Source organism: Microbacterium sp. nov. GSS16, assembly GCF_028198145.1.
Lineage (GTDB): Bacteria > Actinomycetota > Actinomycetes > Actinomycetales > Microbacteriaceae > Microbacterium.
On sequence record NZ_CP116338.1, the window covers coordinates 191485 to 216447 of the forward strand.

Here is a 24963-nt window from a genome sequence, read left to right on the forward strand (position 1 = left end):
TCCGGGCCCGACGAGCGGTGGATGGCGTCGTACCTCGACATGATCACCGTTCTGATGTGCATGTTCATCGTGCTCTTCGCCATGTCGACGGTCGATCAGGAGAAGTTCGCGGCCTTGAGCGCATCGCTGGCGACCGGATTCGGGCAGGAGAAGACCGACGAGATCGATGTGTCGCAGGGCGTGGTCGTACCCGCGAACCTGCTCGACGAGGAGGGCGAGGGGTTCGCCGACAGCGAGGTGTCGGCCGCGCAGAAGGAGTTCGACGACCTCTCGGCGCTGCGCGAGCGCATTCGGGATGCCCTCGCGCAGCGGGGGCTGGCCGACGCCGCCACCTTCACGATCGACGCTCGAGGGCTGACGGTCAGCCTGGTCAGCGCCGAGACGTTCTTCGCCACGAACAGCACGGCGCTCACCCCCGTCGCCGTCGACATCCTCAACGCGCTCGGCTCGGTGCTGACCAGCATCCCGAACCAGATCTCGGTCGAAGGCCACGCCGACAGCCGGCAGTCGATCGCACCGTTCGAGACCAATTGGGAGCTGTCGTCCGGCCGCTCGACCCAGGTGCTGCGCCACCTGGTCGAAGCGTGCGGCATCAACCCCGCCGTCATCCAGTCGGTCGGCTTCGGCGACGCGCGTCCCGTCGTGCCGGGCGCGGATCCCGAGGCTCTCGCTCAGAACAGACGGGTCGACGTCGTCGTCCTCTCGGATGCGGATGAGGAGGTGCGACAGCTGCTTCCGGGCCTGCAGGCGAAGGCGCCCTCCCGCTGATCGATCGCTCTGCTTACGCGCGCCGATCACCGCCCGATAGTCGGGGTCGTGGTGATCGAGGACAGCGCGCGTTCAGCCGTGCGCGCGCAGAGCAGCGTCGAGCTGTACGACTTCGGTCGTTCGACGACCCTGTCGCGCGAGCACGCCCGCATCCTCGAGATGTCGTTCGAGACCTTCGCCAGGCAGTGGGGTTCGCAGCTGTCGGCGCGCACCCACGGACGCTCGCACGTCGTCGTCGAGGCGGTCGCGATGCAGACCTACGACGAGTACGGCGGCTCGCTGCCGCCCGCGACGACCCTCGTGGTCTGCGCGCTGCCGGGCACCGATGCCCGGGCGGTCATCCAGTTCCCCGCGTCGCTGGCCACCGCGTGGGTGGTGCAGATGGTCGGCGGCCGCCCTGTCGACACCGCCGAGGCGCGGCCGCTGACCCATATCGAGCAGGCGCTGGTCGGCGCGGTGATGAAGGATGCCATCGAGCATCTCACGCGCTCGCTCGACGGTCTGCTGCCCGACGGCATCACGATCGCCGGCATCCAGCACAGCTCGCAGTTCACGCAGGTCGCCGCCGCCAACGAGCCGGTGATCGTCGCCCAGCTCTCGATCCGCTCGGGCGGCCGCGCGCTCGGCGCGAGCGTGATGCTGCCGGCATCCGTCATCCTCCGTGCGCTTTCGACCGTCGGCACGGGCATCCCCGAGCTGGCCTCGCCTGGGGCCATCGACCGTCAGGTCGAGCAGACGCCGGTCGAGGTCGCGCTGCGTCTCACACCCCGCCGTGTACGTCCGCGCGAGGTGCTCGATCTCGCGGTCGGCGACCTGCTCACCCTTCCGCACGCCGCTGACCGTCCCCTCGACCTCATGGTCGGAGACCACCCCGTGGCCACGGCCGCCGTGGGCGCCAGTGGCGCCCGTCTCGCCTGCGTCGTCACCGCGACGACGTCCGTCACCGCTCAGGAGCCTTCGTGACCAGCAGCATCGCCTACGAATCCGCCGTCGCCGCCGCCCTCGCCGCGCGCCTGCCCACCGCAGCGCCCGCGACGGCCGTGGCGTCGCAGGCATCGGGCGACACCGGCGACGCGGTGATCGTCGGGTACGTCGGCGAGGCCAGCGCGCAACTCGCCGTGCAGATCTTCGAACCGGATGCCCTGATCGACGGTCTCGCGGATGCGCCCCTGACCGAACGACTGCAGGGCCCTCTCGAGCTCGCCGTCGGCGCGCTCGGCGCGGGCCGGCTCGATGTGCCCGTCCTCGGCGACGCATCTGCGGTCTTCGCTCACCCGTCGGCGCAGGTGTTCGACCTGCAGGACGATGCCGGACACGTTCTCGGCCGCCTCGCCGTGCGCATCACGCACGCTCCGCAGGCAGCGCCCGCGGCGTCGCGCCGTCTGCAGCGCATCGCGGGCGTCGAGATGGACCTCACCGTCGAGGTGGGACGCACGCGGATGGCGGTGCGCGACGTGCTCGATCTCGAGCCCGGCCGCATCGTCGAACTCGACCGCTCGGCCGGCGCTCCCGCAGACGTGCTGCTCAACGGTCGTGTGATCGCGCACGGCGAGATCGTCGTCGTCGACCAGGACTACGCGGTGCGGATCACCCGCATCCTCGAGAACGCCGAGGCCTGATCTGGACGAGCTGCTCCTGCTGCTGCGCGTCGCCCTTTCGCTGGCGGCGGTGCTCGGGCTGCTCTGGTACGTGCAGCGCCGTGTCGGCAAGCGGGTGCAGCAGCGTCGAGACGGCGCCGAGATCACGGTGGTCGCCCGTCGTGCGCTCGGCTCGAAGGCGCAGCTCGTCGTGGTCGAGACCGACGACGCGCGTTATGTGCTCGGGGTCACCGAGCACGGGGTGAACCTCATCGAGCGCGCCGCGCCCGCGCACGTCACCCGCCCCGTCGTGCACATCGGCGCCGAGGAACGGGCGACGGGCGACGCGACCGACGGCACGTTCGACGAGCTGCTGGCCGCGGAGCGGGAGTCCGAGCAGCCCTCGCTGCGTCGCCACCGCCGCCCCAGCTCACCGGATCCGCTCCGCGGATCGATCCTCTCCCCGCAGACCTGGCGGCAGACTGCAGAGTTCCTGCGACGCGCGCGATGAGCACCGCCCTGAGGATCGCGGGGCGCGCCGTCGCGCTCGCACTGATCTGCGCCGCGCTGGTCATAGCCTCCGTGCTGGGCACCGGTATCGCCGCGCACGCCGGCACCGGGCATCCGGCGGCATCCGTCTCGGCTGCCGCATCCGCATCCGCTTCGGCGGCCGCGCCCGCCTTCTTCACCGCCCCGACTACGGTCGACGAGCCGGACGACCCGGAGGCGCCCACTCCGCCCACCCCGCCGGGGTCGGACGAGGAGGGCATCACCATCGACATCAACGGCGTCGACGGGTCGCCGTCGACGTCGATCCTCACGCTGCTGGGCATCACCCTGCTGTCGATCGCGCCGGCGCTGCTGCTGATGATGTCGTCGTTCACGAAGATCTTCGTCGTGCTCGCGATGACCCGCAACGCGCTGTCGCTGCCGACGATCCCGCCCAACCAGGTGCTCGCCGGGCTCGCGCTGTTCCTGTCGATGTTCATCATGTGGCCGGTGCTGGTCGACATCAACACCGTCGCCGTGCAGCCGTACATCGACGGCTCGGTCACCTTCGCGCAGGCGGTCGACCTCGGCCAGCCGCCGCTGCGGGACTGGATGCTGCGATACACCCGCGAGGAGGATCTCGCGCTGCTCACCCGGATCGCGTCGCTGCCGAACCCGGAGGATGCGCAGAGCGTGCCGCTGTACACGCTGATCCCCGCGTTCATGATCTCTGAGCTGCGTGCCGCCTTCATCATCGGGTTCGTCATCTTCGTGCCGTTCCTCGTGATCGACCTCGTCGTCGCCGCCGCGCTGATGTCGATGGGCATGATGATGCTTCCGCCGGTCATGATCTCGCTGCCCTTCAAGATCTTGCTGTTCATCCTGGTCGACGGGTGGGGGCTCATCATCCGCACCCTGATCGAGAGCTACGGGGGTGTCGGATGAGTCCGGAGGCCGTTCTCGACATCGGCACGCAGGGGCTGCTGGTCGCCGCCAAGCTCGCCGCGCCCCTGCTGATCACCGCGCTCGTCGTGGGGTTCGCCATCTCGCTGCTGCAGTCGATCACCCAAGTGCAGGAGGTGACCCTGTCGTTCGTGCCGAAGATCGTCGCCGTGGGTCTCGCCCTGCTCATCGCCGGGAACTGGATGATCTCCGAGATCGTGCAGTTCACCGAGATGATGTTCGACCGCATCCCGCAGCTGCTGAGCGGCGGCTGACGTGCACATCCCGCTCGACTTCGCGTGGCTCGAGGCGACGCTGCTCGCCGGCGTGCGCATCACGGCGTTCGTCGTGATCGCCCCGCCCTTCTCGTACGGCGGGTTCCCGCTGCGCGTCAAGGCGATGCTCGCCATGGCGCTGGCCCTGGCCATGTCGGGCGTCGTCTCCCCCGGATACGAAACCCTCGACACCGCGGCGTTCCTCTCCGCGCTCGTCGTGCAGGTGCTCACCGGCGCCGTGCTCGGATTTCTCGTCTACGTCTGCTTCTCGGCCGTGCAAGCCGCCGGCGGTCTGATCGACATCTTCGGCGGCTTCCAGCTCGCGCAGGCGTTCGACCCGCAGTCGCTGGTCAACGGAGCCCAGTTCACCCGCCTGCTGCACATGACCGCCTTCGCGCTGCTGTTCGCCTCGGGCGGCTACCAGATCGTGCTCGGCGGGCTCGCCCGCAGCTTCGACGCGGTGCCCGTCGACGGCCTGCTCGACCTCGCCTCGCCCGCAGAGATGCTCGTCGACGGCGTGGTGCAGATGTTCCTCGGGGCGGTGCAGATCGCAGGTCCTCTGCTGCTGGTGCTCTTCCTCGCGGATGCCGGTCTCGGCCTCATCACGCGCGTCGCGCCCGCGCTCAACGCGTTCGCGATGGGCTTCCCGATCAAGATCCTGCTCACGCTGGTGCTCGCCGGGTTCACCTTCGTCGCCCTTCCCGGGATCATCGACGCGCTCACCACCGAGGCGCTGCGGATGATGCAGGGGGTGGGGCGATGAGCGACAGCGGCGAGCGCAGCGAAAAGGCGACCGACAAGCACCTGCGTGAAGCCCGCCAGAAGGGCAAGCTCTCGCGCAGCCAGGATCTCACCGCGTGGCTGGGCATCGCCGCCGCCGGGATCACGATGCCCGCCGCGATGGCCGCCGGCGCCGCGGCCGGCACCGAGCAGCTCATCACTCTGCCGTCGATCATGCGCGACCCGTCGCCGCAGGCCGCGCTGAGCGTGCTGGGGCGCGGCCTCGGATCGGTGCTGCCCACCCTCGGCACGCTGCTCGTCAGCGTGGCGGTGGTCACGCTGATCGGCGCGGTCGTGCAGGGCGGCGTGCGGATGCGCAAGCTGTCGGGCCGCTACGAGCAGTTCAATCTCGTCTCGGGCGCCAAGCGCCTCTTCGGCATGCAGGCGCTGTGGGAGGGCGCGAAGGCTCTGCTCAAGACCGCCGCGATCGCCGTCGCCCTGTGGGCGGTGATCGCATCGCTGATACCCGTGCTCTCGGTCAGCGGGGCGCACTCGATCACCCGCCTACTGAGCACCGCAGCGGGCGGAACCGCGACGCTGCTGCAGGTGGCCGTCGCGGTCGGCCTGGGGCTGGCGGCCATCGACGTGTTCGTGGTGATGCGCCGCAACATGAAGCACACTCGCATGACCAAGCGCGAGGTGCGCGATGAGCACAAGAACTCCGAGGGCGACCCGCTGATCCGCCAGCAGCGCCGCTCACGCCAGCTGGCGATGAGCCGCAACCGCATGATCGCCGCCGTCGCCGGGTCAGACGTGGTGCTGGTGAACCCCACGCATGTGGCCGTCGCGCTACGCTACGAGGTCGGCCGTTCGGCGCCGAAGGTCGTCGCGAAGGGCAAGGGTGTCGTCGCCGAGCGCATCCGCGAGCGGGCGACCGAGGCTGGTGTGCCGATGGTGCGCGACGTGGCGCTCACCCGCGCCCTGCACGCCGCGTGCGAACTGGGGCAGGAGATCCCCGCAGAGCTGTACACGGCGGTCGCGCGAGTGCTCGTGTTCGTCGACATGCTGCGCAAGCGCGGGTCGGCGCGCGGCGTGCACGCCATCCCGGAGAGGACCGCCTGATGAGAGATCAAGCGATGAGTCGGATGAGGAGAAGACGCGCATGCGCGGAATGCTGAACCGGATCGCGGTGCCCATCGCCGTGGTGGGCATCATCATGCTGCTGGTCGTGCCGGTGCCGCCGCTGCTGCTCGACATGCTGATCATCCTGAACATCCTGTTCGCGCTGGTGATCCTGCTGACGACGATGTTCATCCGGCGACCGTTGGACTTCTCGGTGTTCCCGTCGCTGCTGCTCGTGGCGACGCTGTTCCGGTTGGGCCTGAATGTGGCATCCACCCGTCTCGTGCTCGGCGAGGCGTACGCCGGGCAGGTGATCGAGGCGTTCGGTGCGATCGCCGTGGGCGGGTCGCTGATCATCGGCGCCGTCGTCTTCCTCATCCTCGTCGTGATCCAGTTCGTCGTGGTCACCAAGGGCGCCGAGCGCGTGGCCGAGGTGGGCGCGCGCTTCACCCTCGACGCGATGCCCGGCAAGCAGATGGCCATCGACGCCGACCTGAACGCCGGGCTCATCACCGACGCGCAGGCGCGTGAGCGCCGCGCCGAGGTCGCGGCCGAAGCCGACTTCTACGGCGCGATGGACGGGGCCTCGAAGTTCGTCAAGGGCGACGCGATCGCTGGTCTGGTGATCATCATCATCAACCTCGTCGGCGGCATCGCAATCGGCATGGTCTCGCACGGCATGGCGATCGAGGAGTCGGTGAACACCTACAGCCTGCTGACGATCGGCGACGGCCTGGTCACGCAGATCCCCGCCCTGCTCATGGCGGTGTCGACGGGCATGATCGTCACCCGCTCGAACGCCGAGACCGAGATGGGCAGCGAGGCCTTCGCACAGCTCGGGCAGTCGGTCAACGCGCTGAACATCGCCGGATGCGCGGCGATCGTGATGGCGTTCATCCCCGGCATGCCGATGCTGCCGTTCATCGTCGTGGGAGCACTGCTGATCCTCGCCGCGCAGCGCATCAAGGCCACGCAGGCGGATGCCGCGGCTGCCGACGCCGCCGAGCAGGCCACGCAGCCGGTGTCGTCCGACAGCACCGAGGAGCTCATGGAGCGGATGCGCGTGCACGCCCTCGAGATCCAGCTCGCCTCGGATGTCGTCGACCTCGTCACCGGCGGCCCGGATGATCTGCTCGCGCGGGTGAAGGCGCTGCGCCGGCGCATCGCGCTCGACCTCGGGCTCGTCGTGCCTCCCGTGCGCACCCGCGACAGCATCGAGCTCGCTCCGTCGACATATGTGATCCGCATCGCCGGCATCGAGGCGGGGCGCGGCATCGTGCCGCCCGGTCGTCTGCTCGCGCTCGGCGCGGGACTCGACACGCTGCCCGGCACCGCGGTGCACGATCCGGTCTTCGGACTCGAGGGCAAGTGGATCCCGGTCGAGATGCGACACAGCGCCGAGTTCGCCGGCGCGACGGTCGTGGATCGGGCGAGCGTGGTCATCACCCACCTGTCGAGCGTGATCCACGCCGGAGCCGCCCGACTGCTCAGCCGTGAGGATGTGCGGCAGCTCACCGACGCGCTCAAGCAGGTCTCCCCCGCCGCGGTCGAAGAGCTCACCCCCGCGCTGCTGTCGCTCGCCGAAGTGCAGCGCGTGCTGCAGGGGCTGCTCGCGGAGCGCGTGCCGATCAACGACCTCAGCCGCATCTACGAGGCGCTGGCCCTGCGCGCGAAGACGTCGACCGACCCGGAGGGTCTGATCGAGGCCGCCCGCGCCGCGCTGGGCCCGGCGATCGCCGCCCGGTTCGCCGAAGACGGCGTGCTGCGGGTGATCATGATCGCCCCGCTGCTCGAGCAGGCGATGCTCGAGAGCCTGCGCATGGGCGACGACGGTCCGCAGATCGTGTTCGACCCGCAGCGCATGGAGGCCGTGGTCGATTCGGTGCGCCAGGCGGTCACCGCCGCCGCGGCCGGAGACGGCGGCGAGCCCGTGCTGGTATGCGCGCCGTCGCTGCGCTCCGCCGTGCGCCGGCTGGTGTCGGCGCAGACCGACGGGCTTCCCGTGCTGTCGTACACCGAGGCGAGCGGCTCATTCACGATCGAGACGGTCGGGGTGGTGCGCGATGCGGCTCAGCCGGCCGTCAGCGGCATGGTTCCGCCTGCGCCGGTAGGCTGATCGGATGCTGGTGTTGACGAGGCGTATCGGCGAGAGCGTGCTGATCGGCGACGAGATCGAGGTGACGCTGCTCGACGTCAAGGGCGACAGCGTGCGCCTCGGCATCAAGGCACCGCGCACCACCCGCATCCAGCGTTCGGAGATCGTGCAGGCCGTCGAGGCCGAGAACGTCTCGGCAGCGGCATCCGGAGCGAGCGCCGCAGACGACATCCTCGCGGTGCTCACCCGCCGCCGCGACGCGGACTCCTGACCCCGCCGGGCGGCCCCACCCGGCCCGCCCTCCCACACGTCGCCCTCCCCACGACGCCCCGCAGGTCCCGCATGACCGGCTCGATCCCGAGGACGCGACCATATCGGCCCTGCGAACAGGACGAACCGCCCGGGCTCAGCGCTCCACGCGCGTGACCGTCACGAAACGCGGCGCGTCGGCGTCGAGGTCTTCGTCGCTCAGTTCGCCGTCGCCCCCGACGGGCCGCTCGATCTCGATGTCCCACCATGCGTCGGCCACGGCGGATGCCATCGGCCGGCCCCACTCGATCACCACGACCGACCGCGCGAAGTCGATGTCGAGGTCGTCGAGCTCGGCGGCAGACCCCAGCCGGTAGGCGTCGACGTGCACGAGCGGTGCTCCCCCGACCAGTGACGGATGGGTGCGGGCGATCACGAATGTGGGGCTCTGCACCGGTCCGCGCACGCCGAGGCCTTCAGCGAGTCCGCGGGTGAACGTCGTCTTGCCGGCGCCGAGCGGCCCGGTGAGGATCAGCAGGTCGCCCGGCTGCAGCTGCTCGCCGATCCGCACGCCGAGGCTCTCCATGGCATCCGATGTGCCGATCTCGTGACGACCGAGCAGGGTGGGATCGAGGCTCATGAGTGCCACCTCCGCGGCACCCGATCGCCGATGCGGGTGACGATCTCGTAGTTGATCGTGCCGGCGGCATCCGCCCAGTCCGTCGCGGCCGGCGCGCCCAGCGCCGGGTCGCCGAACAGCACTACTTCGTCGCCCTCGCGAACCGGCGCATCGCCGACGTCGACGACGAACTGGTCCATCGCGATGCGGCCGGCGACGGTGAACCGGCGGCCGTCGATCAGCACGGGACCGGCACCGGATGCCTGGCGCGGCACCCCATCGGCGTACCCGAGCGGCACGAGGGCGAGGGTCGTGTCGTTCTCGCACCGGTACGCGTAGTCGTACGAGACCCCCGTGCCAGCGGCCACGCGGCGCACCGCCGCGACCGATGCGCGCAGGGTCATCGCGGGGCGCAGTCCCAGGTCGGCGGAGGTGCGGTCGGCGAACGGCGAGAGCCCGTACATCCCGATCCCGATGCGCACCGCGTCGAGCCGCGCCTCGGGGATGTCGATCGCACCGGCGGTCGCGGCGAGGTGGCGGAACTCGGGGCGGATGCCGTGGGCCTGGGCCTGCGCGACGATCTGCTCGTACCTGGCCAGCTGCGCCCGATCGTCGTCGCCGCTCGCGCCCGAGAGGTGGCTGAAGATGCTGAGCACGCGGACGCGTCCGAGCCGCTCGAGGCGTGCGGCCTCAGCGAAGACGCGGTCGAGCTCGGCCGGTGCGAGCCCGTTGCGCGAGAGCCCGGTGTCGACCTTGAGGTGGATGGATGCCGGTGGCTTCGCCGCCTCGGATGCCGCGAGCAGCTGCCGGTACGACGAGATGCCGATCTCGATCCCGGCCTCGACGGCGTCATCGAAGCGCCGGTCGGGGGCGTGCAGCCAGGCCATCAGCGGCGCGGTGATGCCCGCCCGGCGCAGGGCGAGCGACTCCTCGATCGTGGCCGTGCCGAGCCGGGTCGCGCCACCGGCGAGGGCCGCGGTGGCCACCTCGGCGGCGCCGTGGCCGTACCCGTTCGCCTTGACGACGCCGATCACCGCGACGCCGGTGATCGAGCGCAGCCGCGCGACGTTGTGCGCGATCGCGCTCAGGTCGACGGATGCCTCACGGAACGGAACGCTCATCTGCGCACTCCTCTGCTGCTCGCGCCTGCCCTCTCTCGCCGAGACCCCCACTTCGCGCCCACACCCCTGCTCGCGGACGTTCGCACCTGGGGGTGTCGCGAGGAAGTGGGGGTGTCGGCGGAAGAGAAGTGAGGGGAGGTCATGCGTCCGTCCCCTCGGCGATGACATAGGCGATGGCGAGGCCGGCGTCGTGGGTCATGCTCAGGTGCAGCGCGGTGATGCCGCGCTCGGCGACGACCGCCGCGGTCGACCCGCTCAGCAGGAACAGCGGCTTGCCCGAGGGCTCGGCGCCGATCTCGATCTCGGTCCAGTGCACCCCGTCGCTGCCGCCGAGCGCCTTGATGAGCGCCTCTTTCGCGGCGAACCGCGCGGCGAGCGAGTGCAGTCTGAGCCGCTGCTCGGAGTCGGTGAACAGGCGGGGCAGCAGCTTCGGCGTGCGCGCCACCGAGCGCTCGAACCGTGCGATGTCGACGAGGTCGATGCCGGTTCCGAGGATCACCCCCTCAGCCTACTCGGCGGCATCCGCGCTCATCCTGTCGCCGGCATGCCATCCATCCCCCACCCTTCCCGCACACATGTCGGCGTAGAACACGGATTTCGGCCGGAAAACCCTCATCCGCGCCGACATCCGTCCATCGCGCCGACATCCGTGCGGTCGACACGACGCGCATTCTTCCTCCACAGGTGCCTGATTCGGCCGGCCCATTCACAATCAGCCGGAATGGGGCCCGCGCGACCCGGCATCCGAACATGCTCGAATGATGTTGGCACCCGCAGAACTTCTCGCCCGCTTCGGCGGAGTCGCGCGCGGCGTTCTGCTGCAGCAGTACGGGTGCAGCCGGCGCGTGCTCGCAGATGCTGCCGCCCGCGGCACCATCCGGCGCGTCCGCCCCGGCGTCTTCGCGCTGCCCACCACCGACCGGAAGGTCGTCACGGCGGCAGCCCACGGCGGGGAGCTGACCTGCGCGGATGCCCTCCGCGCGAACCGCGTATGGGTGCTGTCGGACCCCGACGACGTGGTGCACGTGTGGCTGGGCCGCGCCGGCCGACGGCATCCGCACGACAGGTGCGCCTGCGTGGTGCACCACTCCCCTGGCACCTCCGGCGTCGGATACGCCTCGGTCGCGACGGCGCTGATTCACGCCTACCGTTGTCTCCCGGCAGAGGAGTTCTTCGCCGCCTACGAGTCGGCCTGGAACCGCCGGCTTCTCACGGCATCCGATCGGCGTCGAATCGCTGACGAGCTGCCGCAGGCGGCACAGTGGATGCTGCAGATGGCGCGGTCCGACGCGCAGAGCGGGCTGGAGTCGCTGCTTCGGTTCCGGCTGCACCTGCTCGGCATCCGGCTCGACTGCCAAGTGGAGATTCCGGACGTGGGTCGGGTGGACTTCGTCGTGGGCGGCCGGCTCATTCTCGAGGTGGACGGCCGCGAGAACCATCAGAACGCCGAGCGACGGCACACCGACCTCGTGCGCGACGCGGCCTCATCCGCCCTCGGGTACGAGACACTGCGCTTCGACTACGCGCTCGTCGTGCACAACTGGGACCAGGTCGTTCCGGCGATCATCGCCGCGATCGGCCGGATCGGCGACTGACGCCCACCTCGGCCCGAAGGTCGGGTGTCCGCGCCTCGCCCCGCGCACACATGTCGGCAGAAAAGACGGATGCCAGCAGCATCCGCCCATTTCTGCCGACATCCGTGAATCCTGCCGACATCCGCGCCGGGTGGCGGAGTGGCAGGGTGCGGGTCGGCTGCCTCAGAGAGAGCCGCCGGGCTCACTCCACCGTGACGGACTTCGCGAGGTTGCGCGGCTGGTCGACGTCGAGGCCCTTCGCCGTGGCGAGCGCCATCGCGAAGATCTGCAGCGGCACGACCGCGAGCACGGGCTCGAACATCGCCCCGGCGAGCGGAATGCGGATGACCTCGTCGGCGAAGGGCAGCACGGCGGCATCCCCTTCTTCCGCGATGACGATCACGCGAGCGCCGCGGGCGCGGATCTCCTGGATGTTCGAGACGACCTTCGAGTGCACCAGCGCCGAGTGCCGCGGCGACGGCACGATCACGAACACGGGCTGACCGGGCTCGATCAGCGCGATCGGGCCGTGCTTGAGCTCGCCGGCGGCGAAGCCTTCGGCGTGGATGTACGAGATCTCCTTGAGCTTGAGCGCGCCCTCGAGGGCGATCGGGTAGCCGACGTGGCGGCCGAGGAACAGCACCGAGCGGGTGTCGGCCATCCAGTGCGCCAGCTGCGCGACGTGCTCCTGCTCTTCGGCGAGCACCTGGGCGATCTTCTCGGGCAGCGCCTGCAGCTCGGCCACATCCTCAGCGGCAGAAGCCGAGAGGGTGCCCCGCACCCGGCCCATGTGCAGGCCGAGCAGCAGCAGCGCGGTGATCTGCGCCGAGAACGCCTTGGTCGACGCGACGGCGACCTCGGGACCGGCGTGGGTGTAGACGACGGCATCCGACTCGCGCGGAATCGTCGCGCCCTGCGTGTTGCAGACCGACAGGGTGCGCGCGCCGCGCTCGCGGGCGTACTTCACCGCCATCAGGGTGTCCATCGTCTCGCCCGACTGACTGATCGAGATGACCAGCGTCTTGTCGCCGATCACCGGGTCGCGGTAGCGGAACTCGTGCGCGAGCTCGACGTCGACGGGCACGCGCGCCCACTGCTCGATCGCGTACTTGCCGACCAGGGCCGCGTACGAGGCGGTGCCGCAGGCGGTGATGATCACGCGATCGATGCCGACGAACAGCTCGTCGAGGCCGTCGAGCTCGGGGATGACGACCTGGTCGCCCTGCACGCGCCCGCGGATGGTGTTGGCGACGGCGTCGGGCTGCTCGGCGACCTCCTTGGCCATGAACGACGGCCAGCCGCCCTTCTCGGCGGCAGCGGCGTCCCACGAGACGTCGAACGGCTGCGCCTCGACGGGATTGCCCTCGAAGTCGGTGACCTCGACCGACGAGGGGGTGATCGAGACCATCTGGTCCTGCCCGATCGCGAGCGCCTTGCGGGTGTGCTCGACGAACGCGGCGACGTCGGAGCCGAGGAAGTTCTCGCCCTCGCCGAGGCCGATCACCAGCGGAGAGTTGCGGCGAGCGCCGACGACGACGCCGGGCTGGTCCTGGTGCATGGCAAGCAGCGTGAACGCGCCCTCGAGTCGGTTGACGACGGCGCGGAAGGCGGATGCCAGATCGCCGGATGCCCGGTACTCGCGCCCCAGCAGAGCCGCGGCGACCTCGGTGTCGGTCTCGCTGCGGAAGGTGACGCCCTCGGCCGCGAGTTCGTCGCGAAGGGCGCTGAAGTTCTCGATGATGCCGTTGTGGATGACGGCGAGCTTGTCGTCGTCGGCGAGGTGCGGGTGGGCGTTTACATCGGTCGGGCCGCCGTGGGTCGCCCAGCGCGTGTGCCCGATGCCCGTCGTGCCGTCGTTGAGGGGATGCTCGGCGAGCGAGTCGCGCAGCACGGCGAGCTTGCCGGCCTTCTTGCGCATGCCCAGGTCGCCCTGCTCGTCGATGACGGCGATGCCGGCAGAGTCGTAGCCGCGGTACTCGAGACGGGCGAGGCCCGCGAGAAGGATGTCCTGGCTGGGCCGCGGGCCCACGTATCCGACGATTCCACACATAAAGGCCAGGATAAGCGGCGGCTTTTGAAAGGACGCCGTACGAACTCGGGTCGCGTGCTCGCGGGTGCACGGGCGCGCGCGGGCGCGTCGATAAGCTGAAGACCATGACGACACGCTTCGGGCGCAGCCGCGCCCCGAGGCGCGCCGCGCGGGGCGCCGGCGGCGCGAGGCACGCACGGCCTCGACGCAGGCATCTGCTGACGGTCGTGGTGATCGCGGTCGTGATCGCACTCATCGCCGTTCTCGCCCTCGCAGTGGGCGCCGCCCAGCGATGGATCTTCGAGGCGACGGCGACTCCCCCGGCCGTGGGCACGGTGGTGCTCGCCCCCTCGACGTCGAAGGCGCGAGCGGCGCTCGACGCCGGCGAAATGGATCCTGCCCAGCGTGCCGCGACGGAGTATCTGTCGCAGCAGCCCACCGCGTACTGGCTGACTCCCGAGCAGGATCCGCTCGGGCGGGCCGGGCGCACGGTGTCGCATCTGACCTCGCAGGCGCGGGATCAGGGCGTCGCCCTCGCCATCGTCGTCTACGGCCTGCCCGGTCGCGACTGCGGCAACCACTCGGCGGGCGGGCTCGGCGAGATGGAGTACCGGCGCTGGATCGACGAGATCGCGACCGCTCTGCGCGCGGCTCCCGACGTGCAGAAGATCGTCGTACTCGAGCCCGACAGCCTTGCCCTCGCGCCCCAATGCGGCAATGTCGCCGAACGAGCTGCGCAGCTGCACGACGCTGTCGAGCGCCTGCAGGCGCCACGCTCGTGGATCTACCTCGACGGCGGGCACAGCGCCTGGCTGCCTCCGTCGCGGATGGCCGAGCTGATCCGGCTGGTCGATGTGAACGGCAAGGTGCGCGGATTCGCCACGAACGTCTCGAACTACCAGTCGACGCACGCCGAGTTCGAGTACGCGCGCGCGGTCGCCGCCGAGCTCGACGGCATGCACGCGATCGTCGACACATCGCGAAACGGCGCGGCGAGCGCGGGGTCGCAGTGGTGCAATCCGCCCGGGCAACGAGTCGGCGACGCCGGCGGCACCTACGGCGACGAGGTGGTAGACACCAACCTGTGGATCAAACCCCCCGGCGAGAGCGACGGCGCCTGCCAGGGCGGACCCGCTGCGGGGGTCTGGTGGCCCTCAGCTGCGGCGACGCTGACGACTGACGCCCGGTGACACGGGTAACCATGTCGGACGCGCGCGCTAGCATAAGTCGAACCGAGTCGGTTCCCCTTCCCCCGAATGCGAGCGCGCTTCATGCTGGATGACGATCTGCCCCCGAAGACCGCGGTCATCGTCGAAGACGATCCCGACGTGCGGCACCTGCTGGCAGAGGTGCTCGAGTCAGCGGGCTTCTCGACTGTGTCGGTCGGCAATGGCATCGACGGGGTGCGCGCGGTGCTCACCTACCAGCCGCTGATCACGACGCTCGACGTGAACATGCCCGGCATCGACGGCATCGAGGCCGCCAGGCGGATCCGGGCCCAGAGCGACACGTACATCATCATGCTCACCGCTCTCGATGAAGAGGCGGATGTCGTGCTGGGGCTCAGCGCAGGAGCGGACGAGTACCTGAACAAGCCGTTCCGGCCGCGTGAGCTGCGAGCGCGCATCGAGGCCATGCTGCGCCGGCCGCGGGCGGGGGCAGTCGCTCCCCCGCGGCAGGAGCAGTTCGGGCGCTCGTTCCCCGCGACTCGTGACGCTGCCCCCGGATACGCCCCGGCCGGAGCAGCCCCCGGCGGGCAGGGCGAGTCCGATCCGCGCGTTGTGCCGGCGCGCCAGGGCGAACAGCCCGCCGGCGAACAGCGCCTGAGCGAACAGAGCCCGAACCAGCAGGGCCCGTCCCGCGACGGGCGTCGCGAGAACCTCGTGCTGCAGCAGAACGGTCAGTACCTGCACGTGGTCGAGCCGGTCGAGGCGGGCACCGCCGTCGTGCCGCACGTGGTGCACGGCGAGCTCGACGAGGGCACCTGGGTGTCGCATCGCGACCTGCGTCTGAACGCCGACACCCGCACGGTGCTCGTGCAGGAGAGCACGGTCGAATTGACCCGCACCGAGTTCGACCTGCTGTGCGCGCTGATGGAGTCGAAGCGACGGGTGCGCAGCAAGGCCGACCTGACGCTGGTGCTGCGCGGCGAGTCGTATGTGACGAGCTACTTCGTCGGCGACGCCGACAAGCGCGCGATCGAGGCGCACATGACGAATCTGCGCCGCAAGCTCGGCGATAACCCTGTGCAGCCCCGCTATATCGAGACCGTGCGCGGCGTGGGCTACCGGCTGACCACTGATGTGACGAGCTGACCGTTCCGCTCAGACCTTGTAGCCCTGGTAGCGACGCAGCAGCTTGAACACCATCAGCACGGTCTGCGTCACGGTGACCACGCCGAGCACCGGCCAGCCGACCCACAGGATCGCCGACTGAATGGCCGGGGTCAGCAGGTTCCAGGCCACGGCGAGGCCGACGAGCACGACGATCAGCATCACCAGGGGCATCCAGTGCGCGCTGCCGCTGCCGCGCTCGGCCTGAGCCTGCATCGCCCAGTTGTCGACCTTCTTGCGCGAGAGGAAGCGGAACCACGAGCGCAGGAAGTGGCTCAGTCTGATCCACATGAAGATCTCGGCCGGAACGACCAGCGCCGCGAACAGGATGTCGCTCGCCGTGCGGTCTTTCATGGTCATCGCGATGCGCACATTCAGCAGCACCGCTGCGAGCGGAGGCAGCAGCCACCACGGCGAGAACACGAACGCACCGATCGACAGCGAGCCGGCGAGCAGAGTGACGAAGCCGATGCGCACGAGCAGATTGGTGAGCATGCCGAAGTTCTCGAACCAGCGCAGTCGCAGGTTGGGGTGGAACGGCTGCCCCTTCGTGTCGCCGCGCTGGCCCGGCCACATCAGCTCGATGGCCCCGAAAGTCCACTTCACCTGCTGGGCGTCATAGGCGCGGATGGTGGTCATGCCGCCCACGTCGGCGCGGGCGTAGGGGCTGATCTTGGTGAGGTATCCGGCGCTCTTGATCTGCAGCGACAGCAGCGAGTCCTCGACCTCGCTGTCGCGCACCCAGGGAGTGCGCTGCCGGTTGGCGACCATCACGTCGCGCAGCGCCGTAGTGGAGAAGATCGAGAACTGCCCGCCCAGAACCGCCATGTTGCGGCCGCGCAGCAGGTTCTGCAGGTTGAAGGCCGCGAACTGCGTGCGCTGCCCCGCGATCAGGAACTTCGCGATGGCTCCCTTGATCGGCGCGGTGTCGATCGAGTAGATGGCCGAGATGCCGCCGATGCGCGAGTCGGAGACGGCCTCGGTCTCGAGGTACTCGACCGCGCGCTCGTCGCCGATGGTGTCACCGTCGACCCCGAGCAGATAGTCGTAGCCCTCGACCAGCGAGTAGCCGTAGTTGAGGGCGCCGACCTTCTTGTCGGGGTTCTTGCCGATGTCGTGCACGAACACCTCGGTGAACTGCTCGCCGAGGTCGGTGGTGATCTCATGGGGGCCGGCGAACTCCGAGGCGATCTTGACCGTCTTGTCGGTGCTGTTGTTCACCACGACGTGGATGACGTCGGGCACGCGCGTCTGGGCGAGCAGCGAGGTGAGCACCCCGGCGATGGATTCTTCCTCGTTGTAGGCCGGGATGACGCATCCGATCGTCGACCGATGCCCGGAGGTGCTCTCCAGCACGGCGGAGAAGTCATCGGCGAAGCCCGGCGCGTGCTCGACCGGCGTCAGCTCGGCGCTGTGGCCGGCTGCGCTGCGGTCGAAATCCTGCGGCGAATGCACGTATTCGGTCGTCACGACGGGCCTCCCTGGTCTGCGGTGCGCTGATGCGCTGTCCGACAGGATGATCCTGACCGACCGATCGCCGGATTCCCGCGAGAGAGGTGCCGGTTCTGCTCAAGATCGGCTCAAGGAATGTCTGCGGTCAGTTCTCGACCGGATGGATGCGGATGGGAAGCATCTGGTACACCGTCTGCTGCTGGAAGCTGGCGTCGTCGTTGGCCGCACCCTCGACCGCGATGGTGAGCGCGAACTGCAGCGTGATGCCGTACGTGTCGGCGGGCAGCTGGTGGATCGCCGTCTCGGGCACGAGCAGGCCGCCCTGGAAGCTGTTGAGCAGCAAACCGCGGTCGGAGCGCAGCGTGTCGGTCGGCACGAGCGTGCGCGGATCGGCGGTGAACTGGAACGGCGCTGAGGTCTGATTAGACGTCTGCGCGGTCTGCGAGGTGATCGCGATCTGCGAGAGGTACACCCGGCGCTTCTGCGCGAGCACCGCCTTCTCGTCGACCCGGTGGTCGTAGACGTTGACGGCGAAGCCGAAGCTCTTCTCGCCGTCTGGATGCCATTCCATGGTGCGCTTGGGGTCGTAGGCCCACACGTCGAGGCGCACCTCGAGCCCGTCGGCCACGTCGCTCGAGAGCGAGACCGACCCGTCGCGCGTGAACTGGGATTCGAAGCCGCTCTCGTCGGTGGCGTCGGCCGCGGTCGCCTGCGGGGTGGGCAGCACCGCCTGGATCGTCTCAGCACCGTTCATGGTGTCGATCAGCTGGCTGCAGCCGGTGAGGCCCGCGATCGCCGCGACGGAAGAGATCGCCGCCACGGCGCGCACCGCGCCGCGGGTACGTCGATGAGTCATGGAACGCCCTCCTGGGCCGCTGCCGGAGTGCACGCCCGTCGGTACGCTATCGGCGTCGTATCGGGGTTTTCGGCGGCTTCGGATGCCGTTGCGGCGATCTTGCGCTGATCTTGAGCTTGCGCGCTCAGTCGTCGGATTCGGGCTGCGCGATGGCGACCGTGAGCCTGTCGGTCGCGGTCTGCTTGGCGTACTCGGCCGACGTGGGCGTGGTCTGCACGAGGAAGTCGAACGTGATCTGCAGCGACACCGAGGTGGCCTTCTCATCCACCGGTCCGACGTTGAAGGTCTGCGAGTAGCTGTACGGCGCGAGCACAAGGTACCCCGGCGCGACGGTCGCCGCATCGGTCTGTGGCTCCAGCGGAGCAAGCGCGCGGTCGCCGGCGGCGGCGACGGCCGTGACCGTGGCCTTCTGCAGGTACACCTTCTGTCCGTCGTCGGGCGTCACGTTGGTCACCAGCGAGACGCTGAGCGGCTTCACGGCCCCTGCCGTCCACCGGTCCATCGACAGGGTCGACCAGTAGTCGACCTTCGCCGTGACAGCGCCGGCGACGAGCTCGCGCTGCGTGCTGCCGCTGGAGAGGTCGTTCGGCACGGGCGGTGCGACGGTGGCGGATGCCGACGGCGTCGCCTCGGGATCATCGACGGTCCAGGGGGCCGGACCGCATCCGGTCAGTGCGACAACGCCGATGACTGCCAGTGAGGCGATGATGCCCCGCACACCGCTCTTGCGCATGTTCTCCCCTGCTTGTGATGCCCCAGCATACTGATATGCCCGGGCCGCGCTCGTCACACCTTGCGCAGCTGCACGCTCTCGACGGCGTGCTCGGCGCCCTTGCGCAGCACGAGCGTGGCGCGGTGCTTGGTGGGCATCACGTTCTCGACGAGGTTGGGCATGTTGATCTCGTTCCAGAACCCTAGCGCGGTGGTGACCGCTTCATCGTCGCTCAGGTGCGCGAACACGTTGAAGTACGACGACGGGTTGCTGAATGCGCTCTGCCGCAGCGCGAGGAAGCGGTCGATGTACCAGCGCTCGATGTGCGCGACATCGGCATCGACGAAGATCGAGAAGTCGAACAGGTCGCTGACCGCGACGTCGTTGGGTGCGGGCGGGGGCTGCAGCACGTTGAGCCCCTCCACGATCACCACGTCGGGGCGGCGCACGACGACGTGCGCGTCGGGCACGATGTCGTAGCGCATGTGCGAGTAGAACGGCGCACGCACCTCGGCGGCACCGCTCTTCACCTCGGTGAGGAAAGAGATGAGTGCTCGACGGTCGTACGACTCGGGAAAGCCCTTGCGGTCCATCAGCCCCCGCCGCTCGAGCTCGGCGTTCGGGTAGAGGAAGCCGTCGGTCGTCACCAGCTCGACGCGGGGTGTGCCCGGCCACCGGCTCATCAGCTCACGCAACAGGCGGGCGATGGTCGACTTTCCCACGGCGACCGAGCCGGCGACCCCCACCACGAACGGAGTCGTCGTGTCGCTCTCCTGCAGGAACTCGCTGGTGGCCGCCCCGAGTTGACGGGTCGAGCTGGCGTAGAGGCTGAGCAGGCGACTCAGCGGCAGGTAGACCTCGCGCACCTCGGTGATGTCGAGGCGGTCGCCGATGCCTCGGATGCCGACCACCTCGGTCTCGGTGAGGGGCTGATCGATCCCCGCTGCGAGGCGCGCCCAATCGGCACGGTCGATCTCGCGGTACGGAGACAACGGCAGCGTCGGATCGATGGCGGTCACGGATTCATCGTAATCGGCCGGAGGGCGCGAATTTCCGCGCGCCAGGATGCGCTCGATGCAACCTTCCCGGATGCCGAACCTCAAGATCAGCGCAACGTTTACGCGAGAAAGCTCAAGCATTCGTTCCGCGGCTCCCACGGAAGCCGAGCGGCGGATAACGTGACTCGTGCGATACGGCCCTCTGGCGGGGCAATGATCCTGGGGCTGAGCCGCCCGAAGGCTCAGATGATCAGCTGGGGGCTGGAGGGCCGTACGCAACTCCCGAGCCCTCGAAGCCGCAAGATGACGCGCGTAGGCCGCTTTCAGCCGGAGACGGGATAATCACTGCATGCAGATCTCTGACCCCGATGGGGCCACCGTCACTCAGACCCCCTCCCGCCGCAAGCGTCGCTGGGTCTGGGGCATCGTCTTCGGCCTCGTCGTGGTGCTCATCGCGATCGCGGTGACGGGAGCCGTCTATCTCGGCAGCCTGGCGTCGTCATACGGCAAAGCGGACACGCTGCCATCAGCAGAGGTATTCCCCACCGAAGCGGCGAGGCCGACGCAGAGCAACCCCGAGGCGATGAACATCCTGCTGCTCGGTTCGGACTCGCGTTCAGGTCTGGGCGGCTCGCAGAGCGACATCCGCGGGCAGCGCGCCGACACCATGCTGCTCGTGCACATCCCCGCCGACCGTTCGGGCGTTCAGGTCATCTCGTTCATGCGCGACAACTGGGTGCCGATCCCGGGCTACGGCAACGGCAAGCTGAACGCGGCGCTGGCCTTCGGCGGCACGCCACTGCTCGTGCAGACGCTGGAAGAGATCACCGACGTGCGCATCGACCACGTGGCGATCACCGACTTCGAGGGATTCAAGGGCCTGAGCGAGGCTCTCGGCGGGGTCACGGTGAACAACGCCGTCGCCTTCAAGGAAGGCAAGTACTCCTTCGCCCAGGGACCCATCGAGTTGCGTGGCGACCAGGCGCTCGAGTACGTGCGCGCCCGCTACCCGTTCCCAGACGGCGACTACCAGCGCGTGCGCAACCAGCAGGCGTTCATCAAGGGCATGCTCGACAAGCTGGTCAGCCGAGAGACGCTCACCGACCCGGGCCGCATCTCGGCGTCGGTCGACGCGCTCGCGCCGTACCTGGCGGTCGACGAGGGCTTGGATGCGGGCTCGGTGGCATCCCTCGGTTTCAGCCTGCGCGAGGTCGACAAGAGCGAGATTCTCTTCCTCACCTCGCCGACCCTCGGCACCGACATGGTCGGCGACCAGTCGATCGTGCGCCCCGACTTCGTCGGCCTCGCCGCCCTGTCGCAGGCGCTGAAGAACGACACGGTGCCGCAGTACGTCGCCGAGCATCCCGCCAAGTGATCGCGAAGCTGCGGCTGCCCGACTGACCGGCGCGGTCGCCCGGTAGCATCGGAGTCGTGCGTGTACTCCTCACCGGCGGTGCCGGCTACATCGGATCCCATGTCGCTCTCGTGCTGCTCGAGCGCGGCGACGACGTCATCGTCGTCGACGACTTCTCGAACAGCAGTCCCGAGTCGCTGCGGCGGGTCGAGAAGCTGACCGGGAAGTCGGTGCAGGTGATCGAGGCGGATCTCGCCGATCGGGCGGCAGCGGATGTCGCGCTCGCCGACGTCGACTTCGACGCCGTCATCCACTTCGCCGGGCTCAAGGCCGTCGGCGAGTCGGTGGCGCAGCCGTCGCGGTACTTCCGCACCAACCTCAACTCGACGCTCAACCTGCTCGACATCATGCGCGAGAAGAATGTGCGCAAGCTCGTCTTCAGCTCGTCGGCGACGGTCTACGGCACCCCGGATGCCGGGGTCGAGCGCCTCGACGAGAACCAGCCGGTCGGCGTCGGCATCACCAACCCCTACGGCCGCACGAAGGCGTTCATCGAGCAGATCATCGCCGACGTTCAGGTCGCGTGGCCCGAGCTCGAGGCGGTGCTGCTGCGCTACTTCAACCCGGTGGGTGCGCACCCGTCCGGCGAGATCGGTGAGGACCCCGCCGGCATCCCGAACAACCTGATGCCCTTCGTGGCGCAGGTGGCGGTCGGCCGACGGGAGAAGCTCTCGGTGTTCGGCGACCAGTACCCCACCGCCGACGGCACGGGTGTGCGCGATTACATCCACGTCATGGACCTCGCCGAGGGGCACGTCGCCGCTCTCGCTCATCTCTCCCCCGGTGTCGAGGCGTACAACCTCGGTTCGGGCGAGGGCTCGAGCGTGCTCGAGGTCGTACGCGCGTACGCCGAGGCGAGTGGGCGCGAGATCCCCTACGAGATCGTCGAAGCCCGCGCCGGAGATCTTGCCACCACCATCGCCGACCCGGCGAAGGCGAACGCGGAGCTCGACTGGCGCACCACCCGCTCGCTGGCCGACGCGTGCCGCGACTCATGGGCGTGGCAGGTCAAGAACCCGAACGGCTTCGCGTCGCAGGCGTGAGCCTGTTCACGAAGAGGCAATGCCGTGTCCGACTCTGAGAGCAGCAAGCGTCCTGGCCTGCGGCGCGCGGATCTCCGACGCCTGCGCGAGGCTCTGACGAGAGGCCAGGTCGGCGTTCCCGGCGCAGTGTCACCCGCGCCGGCCGTTCCCCCGGCTGCCGCCGCCCGTCCCACCCCGCCGATCGCGCCCGGCGGTGACGGCGGGACGGTCATGACCGTGTGCACGGGCAACATCTGCCGCTCTCCGATGGGCGAGGTGCTGCTGCGTTCCGCGCTCGCAGACCTCGGCGTGCGCGTGCACAGTGCCGGCACACATGCGCTCGTTGACGAGGGCATGACCGCGCAAGCGCTGCAGCTGGCGATCGGGCATGGGGCGGATCCCGCGGCCTCGGGCGACCACCGTGCCCGGCTGCTGACCGGACCGCTGCTGACCGAGACCGACATCGTGCTGACGATGGCGCGCGAGCACCGCTCGCACGTAGTGCAGATGATGCCCGCACTGCTGCACCGCACCTTCACTCTGCGCGAGTTCGCGCGCCTGGCGGCGACGCTCACCGACGACGAGGTGCGCGAGGGCGTCGCTTCGGCCGTCCCGGCTGCGGGAGCGCGGCTGCAGGCCCTGGCGCGCCTGATCGGCAGCCAGCGCGGCATGGTGCCCGCCGAACCCGACAACGACGACGTGATCGACCCCTACCGCCGCTCGCGGAAGACATACGACCTGTCAGCGTCGCAGCTCGTGCCCGCGGTGAGCGAGGCGGCGCGGGCGATCCGCGCGGCGCTCAGCTAAACACCCTCGGTCGTTGAGCGGACGCAGCTTGTCGAAACGAGTCCCGCCGTGAGCCCACAGCCCCCGGAGACCGCAACCGCCCACCCTCACCTCACTCTCGGCGCCCGCCTCTTCCTCATGCCTACGCCGTCGCCCTCGGCTGATCGTATGGCTACCGGTGTCGGACGCATCGAAAGCAACGGGCATCGTCTTCGTTATCGCTCGGTGGATAGCGATCTCACCCGCCACCTTTCCCCCGACGACCTCGACCGTCTTCGAGCTTCTGGTCAACATCGTGCTGTTCGTACCGCTGGGTCTTCTCACCTCCGTCGGATGGCGGTGTGTTCGGCCATGGAGCATGGTCCTGCTGGGCTTGGCAATCAGCGTCACGATAGCGCTCGTTCAAATGCTGCCGAGCCGGCTCCTGATGATCTCCGACGTGATCGCCAACGCTTTGGCCACCGCGCTCGGGTGCCTGATAGCTCGCGGCTCGTTCGGCGCCATCGGCGGCGCCCGACGCTAGCCGAGCCGACGTCCATGACGTGAAACGAGACGATCTCCGCACAGTGGGGCAAGTTGATCCGTCGGCAGGTACGCCGCGAGCATCTCCCAAAGAACGCGAGGCGAGACGCGTGCGCGGTGGCCTTCACGAGGTCGGCATGCTGTTGCGGGGTCCCGGCACCACCGGGGGTCGTCGCCTGAGGGAACGAATGGTCAGTGTAGCCTCGGTCATCCGGTCGGCGTCGTGGGCGGTCAGGCGGCCGTATAGCCTCCACGGGCCTGCTAAGTTGCACGAACGGGCGGCCTGAAAAGGAACCTGAAACGGCGCGAGAGGCGGTACAGCATGATTGAACCCGCTGCCGAGATGACGGCGACCGCAAGGGGCGCGACGGCTTGCGTTGCGGGCAGGTCTACGACCCTGGTAAAGGTAAGTGCTTCCACGGCGAAAAGCATGATGCCCGGGTGAAACACGTACACACCGATCGTGTCTTCGCCGAGCGTTTCAAACGGCTTCGATGCCCGCGTCCTTGTGATGAGCGCGGCAACGGAGAGAGCAAGTGGCACCGCCAAGACTGGTAAGACCGCATTGGCGATGTTGAGGGTCGACCTCCCGCCCATTAGAGACGCGGTCCCGACTGATGCCCATGCAACGAACCACCCCAAACATGTGAGAGCGCTCGTCTGTTCGACCCGACTTCGAATCGTCGAGGAGGCGTGGCACCCGACGAGAAAGTAGACGAGGTACTGCGCCATGTGATCGAGCCCCCCACGAGCCGGTGCCAACCAGTTGCATCGCGAAAACTGTCGATAGCGCCCCGCTTAGTGAGACTTGTATCCCCACCGGAACCCGCCGCAGTGCCCACGTCAAACTAAAGAACACGGCCAGGGCGGCGAAATACCAGAGGAAGCCGCTGCCCTTGATAGTCTCTTGGATCCATGAAAGAGCGGCTTCTGCGGGCGTCAATCCCGAGAACGGCGAAAAGTCAATCTGCACGGGTATGTAGATAAGGCTCCAAACTATGTAGAGGTACACGAACGGATAGACCTTCTCGTCGAAGACTTCTCGCCAACTGCGGTGGAACGTCCTGCTCGCGAACAGTCCGGAGAGCAGGAAGAAGGTCGGCATGCGAACAGTAGCCAGCGCGTGCCCGGCAACAGCCCAGAGCGGATGCACAGCTCCTTCTGCTCTGATTTGAATCTCGACATGTCCCAGAACCACTAGCAGGATCGTAAAGCCTTTGGCCGTGCTTATCCAGGCGATTCTGTTCGTCGCGCCAGGCTGAAAACGGTGCATCCAAGGCTTCCTAAC

Annotated in this window: 26 protein-coding genes; 17 read left to right on the top strand and 9 right to left on the bottom strand. The window is 68.9% G+C overall.

Annotation, left to right across the window (positions count from 1 at the left end):
• The first annotated feature begins 21 nt into the window (after positions 1-21).
• The 10 genes from PGB26_RS00900 to csrA are packed head-to-tail and all read left to right on the top strand — an operon-like array spanning position 22 to position 8259.
• A complete protein-coding gene (locus tag PGB26_RS00900) occupies positions 22-768 on the top strand; it encodes an OmpA/MotB family protein (protein WP_271638432.1) in 747 nt (248 codons plus the stop codon).
• 48 nt (positions 769-816) lie between these two features.
• Complete coding sequence (locus PGB26_RS00905) at positions 817-1731, top strand: flagellar motor switch protein FliM (protein ID WP_271638433.1); 915 nt, start codon at positions 817-819, stop codon at positions 1729-1731.
• Complete coding sequence (gene fliN, locus PGB26_RS00910; protein WP_271638434.1) at positions 1728-2387, top strand: flagellar motor switch protein FliN; 660 nt, start codon at positions 1728-1730, stop codon at positions 2385-2387. The genes PGB26_RS00905 and fliN overlap by 4 nt, the downstream gene beginning before the upstream one ends.
• A gap of 49 nt (positions 2388-2436) precedes the next feature.
• Positions 2437-2856, top strand: a complete 420-nt coding sequence (locus PGB26_RS00915) for a FliO/MopB family protein (protein ID WP_271638435.1) — start codon at positions 2437-2439, stop codon at positions 2854-2856.
• Complete coding sequence (fliP, locus tag PGB26_RS00920) at positions 2853-3779, top strand: flagellar type III secretion system pore protein FliP (protein ID WP_271638436.1); 927 nt, start codon at positions 2853-2855, stop codon at positions 3777-3779. Before PGB26_RS00915 ends, fliP begins: the two co-directional genes overlap by 4 nt.
• The gene (gene fliQ, locus PGB26_RS00925) at positions 3776-4051 is read left to right on the top strand and encodes a flagellar biosynthesis protein FliQ (protein WP_071641332.1); all 276 of its coding nucleotides are present in this window, start codon (positions 3776-3778) and stop codon (positions 4049-4051) included. The genes fliP and fliQ overlap by 4 nt, the downstream gene beginning before the upstream one ends.
• A gap of 1 nt (position 4052) precedes the next feature.
• Entirely contained in the window at positions 4053-4814 is a 762-nt protein-coding gene (locus PGB26_RS00930) for a flagellar biosynthetic protein FliR (RefSeq protein ID WP_271638437.1), read from the top strand.
• Positions 4811-5893: an EscU/YscU/HrcU family type III secretion system export apparatus switch protein gene (locus tag PGB26_RS00935; RefSeq protein ID WP_271638438.1), complete on the top strand. Its 1083-nt coding sequence runs from the start codon at positions 4811-4813 to the stop codon at positions 5891-5893. The genes PGB26_RS00930 and PGB26_RS00935 overlap by 4 nt, the downstream gene beginning before the upstream one ends.
• 40 nt (positions 5894-5933) lie before the next feature.
• Entirely contained in the window at positions 5934-8009 is a 2076-nt protein-coding gene (locus tag PGB26_RS00940) for a flagellar biosynthesis protein FlhA (RefSeq protein WP_271638439.1), read from the top strand.
• Between the two features lie 4 nt (positions 8010-8013).
• Positions 8014-8259, top strand: coding sequence for a carbon storage regulator CsrA (gene csrA, locus PGB26_RS00945; protein WP_271638440.1), 246 nt, complete (start codon positions 8014-8016; stop codon positions 8257-8259).
• Positions 8260-8394: 135 nt separating this feature from the next.
• On the opposite strand, the gene tsaE is transcribed toward csrA, so the two are convergent.
• From tsaE to PGB26_RS00960, 3 genes are all read right to left on the bottom strand, one after another.
• The gene (gene tsaE, locus PGB26_RS00950; protein WP_271638441.1) at positions 8395-8877 is read right to left on the bottom strand and encodes a tRNA (adenosine(37)-N6)-threonylcarbamoyltransferase complex ATPase subunit type 1 TsaE; all 483 of its coding nucleotides are present in this window, start codon (positions 8875-8877) and stop codon (positions 8395-8397) included.
• Positions 8874-9977 (bottom strand): alanine racemase, encoded by a 1104-nt coding sequence (gene alr / locus PGB26_RS00955; RefSeq protein WP_271638442.1) that lies wholly within the window; start codon positions 9975-9977, stop codon positions 8874-8876. Before alr ends, tsaE begins: the two co-directional genes overlap by 4 nt.
• Before the next feature lie 139 nt (positions 9978-10116).
• A complete protein-coding gene (locus PGB26_RS00960; protein WP_271638443.1) occupies positions 10117-10476 on the bottom strand; it encodes a holo-ACP synthase in 360 nt (119 codons plus the stop codon).
• Positions 10477-10735: 259 nt separating this feature from the next.
• On the opposite strand from PGB26_RS00960, the gene PGB26_RS00965 reads away from it, so the two are divergent.
• Positions 10736-11572: an endonuclease domain-containing protein gene (locus tag PGB26_RS00965; protein WP_271638444.1), complete on the top strand. Its 837-nt coding sequence runs from the start codon at positions 10736-10738 to the stop codon at positions 11570-11572.
• 181 nt (positions 11573-11753) lie between these two features.
• Here PGB26_RS00965 and glmS read toward each other — a convergent pair whose 3' ends face one another.
• Positions 11754-13601 carry a glutamine--fructose-6-phosphate transaminase (isomerizing) gene (gene glmS, locus PGB26_RS00970; protein ID WP_271638445.1) on the bottom strand — a complete coding sequence of 616 codons (1848 nt, stop codon included), beginning with the start codon at positions 13599-13601 and terminating at the stop codon, positions 11754-11756.
• A 104-nt stretch (positions 13602-13705) separates the two neighbouring features.
• Here glmS and PGB26_RS00975 point away from each other — a divergent pair, with 104 nt between their 5' ends.
• Both PGB26_RS00975 and PGB26_RS00980 read left to right on the top strand, forming a co-directional pair.
• The gene (locus PGB26_RS00975) at positions 13706-14770 is read left to right on the top strand and encodes a glycoside hydrolase family 6 protein (protein WP_271638446.1); all 1065 of its coding nucleotides are present in this window, start codon (positions 13706-13708) and stop codon (positions 14768-14770) included.
• Positions 14771-14851: 81 nt separating this feature from the next.
• Positions 14852-15895, top strand: a complete 1044-nt coding sequence (locus PGB26_RS00980) for a response regulator transcription factor (protein WP_271638447.1) — start codon at positions 14852-14854, stop codon at positions 15893-15895.
• 9 nt (positions 15896-15904) lie between these two features.
• Here the strand turns inward: PGB26_RS00980 and PGB26_RS00985 are convergent, their stop codons facing one another.
• The 4 genes from PGB26_RS00985 to coaA all read right to left on the bottom strand — a co-directional run bounded on the left by PGB26_RS00985 (position 15905) and on the right by coaA (position 19952).
• Positions 15905-17317 (bottom strand): glycosyltransferase family 2 protein, encoded by a 1413-nt coding sequence (locus tag PGB26_RS00985; protein WP_271639704.1) that lies wholly within the window; start codon positions 17315-17317, stop codon positions 15905-15907.
• Between the two features lie 193 nt (positions 17318-17510).
• Positions 17511-18221 (bottom strand): fructose 1,6-bisphosphatase, encoded by a 711-nt coding sequence (locus PGB26_RS00990; RefSeq protein ID WP_271638448.1) that lies wholly within the window; start codon positions 18219-18221, stop codon positions 17511-17513.
• Positions 18222-18345: 124 nt separating this feature from the next.
• On the bottom strand, positions 18346-18954 hold the full coding sequence (locus PGB26_RS00995; protein ID WP_271638449.1) for a hypothetical protein: 609 nt from the start codon (positions 18952-18954) through the stop codon (positions 18346-18348).
• A gap of 53 nt (positions 18955-19007) precedes the next feature.
• Positions 19008-19952 carry a type I pantothenate kinase gene (gene coaA / locus PGB26_RS01000; RefSeq protein ID WP_271638450.1) on the bottom strand — a complete coding sequence of 315 codons (945 nt, stop codon included), beginning with the start codon at positions 19950-19952 and terminating at the stop codon, positions 19008-19010.
• A 328-nt stretch (positions 19953-20280) separates the two neighbouring features.
• On the opposite strand from coaA, the gene PGB26_RS01005 reads away from it, so the two are divergent.
• The 4 genes from PGB26_RS01005 (at position 20281) to PGB26_RS01020 (ending at position 23676) form a co-directional block, all read left to right on the top strand.
• On the top strand, positions 20281-21306 hold the full coding sequence (locus PGB26_RS01005; protein WP_271638451.1) for an LCP family protein: 1026 nt from the start codon (positions 20281-20283) through the stop codon (positions 21304-21306).
• Between the two features lie 56 nt (positions 21307-21362).
• Positions 21363-22388 (top strand): UDP-glucose 4-epimerase GalE, encoded by a 1026-nt coding sequence (gene galE / locus PGB26_RS01010; protein ID WP_271638452.1) that lies wholly within the window; start codon positions 21363-21365, stop codon positions 22386-22388.
• Positions 22389-22412: 24 nt separating this feature from the next.
• Entirely contained in the window at positions 22413-23174 is a 762-nt protein-coding gene (locus PGB26_RS01015; RefSeq protein WP_271638453.1) for an arsenate reductase/protein-tyrosine-phosphatase family protein, read from the top strand.
• 157 nt (positions 23175-23331) lie between these two features.
• Positions 23332-23676, top strand: a complete 345-nt coding sequence (locus PGB26_RS01020; RefSeq protein ID WP_271638454.1) for a VanZ family protein — start codon at positions 23332-23334, stop codon at positions 23674-23676.
• 480 nt (positions 23677-24156) lie between these two features.
• Here PGB26_RS01020 and PGB26_RS01025 read toward each other — a convergent pair whose 3' ends face one another.
• A complete protein-coding gene (locus tag PGB26_RS01025; protein WP_271638455.1) occupies positions 24157-24948 on the bottom strand; it encodes an acyltransferase family protein in 792 nt (263 codons plus the stop codon).
• Positions 24949-24963 lie beyond the last annotated feature (15 nt).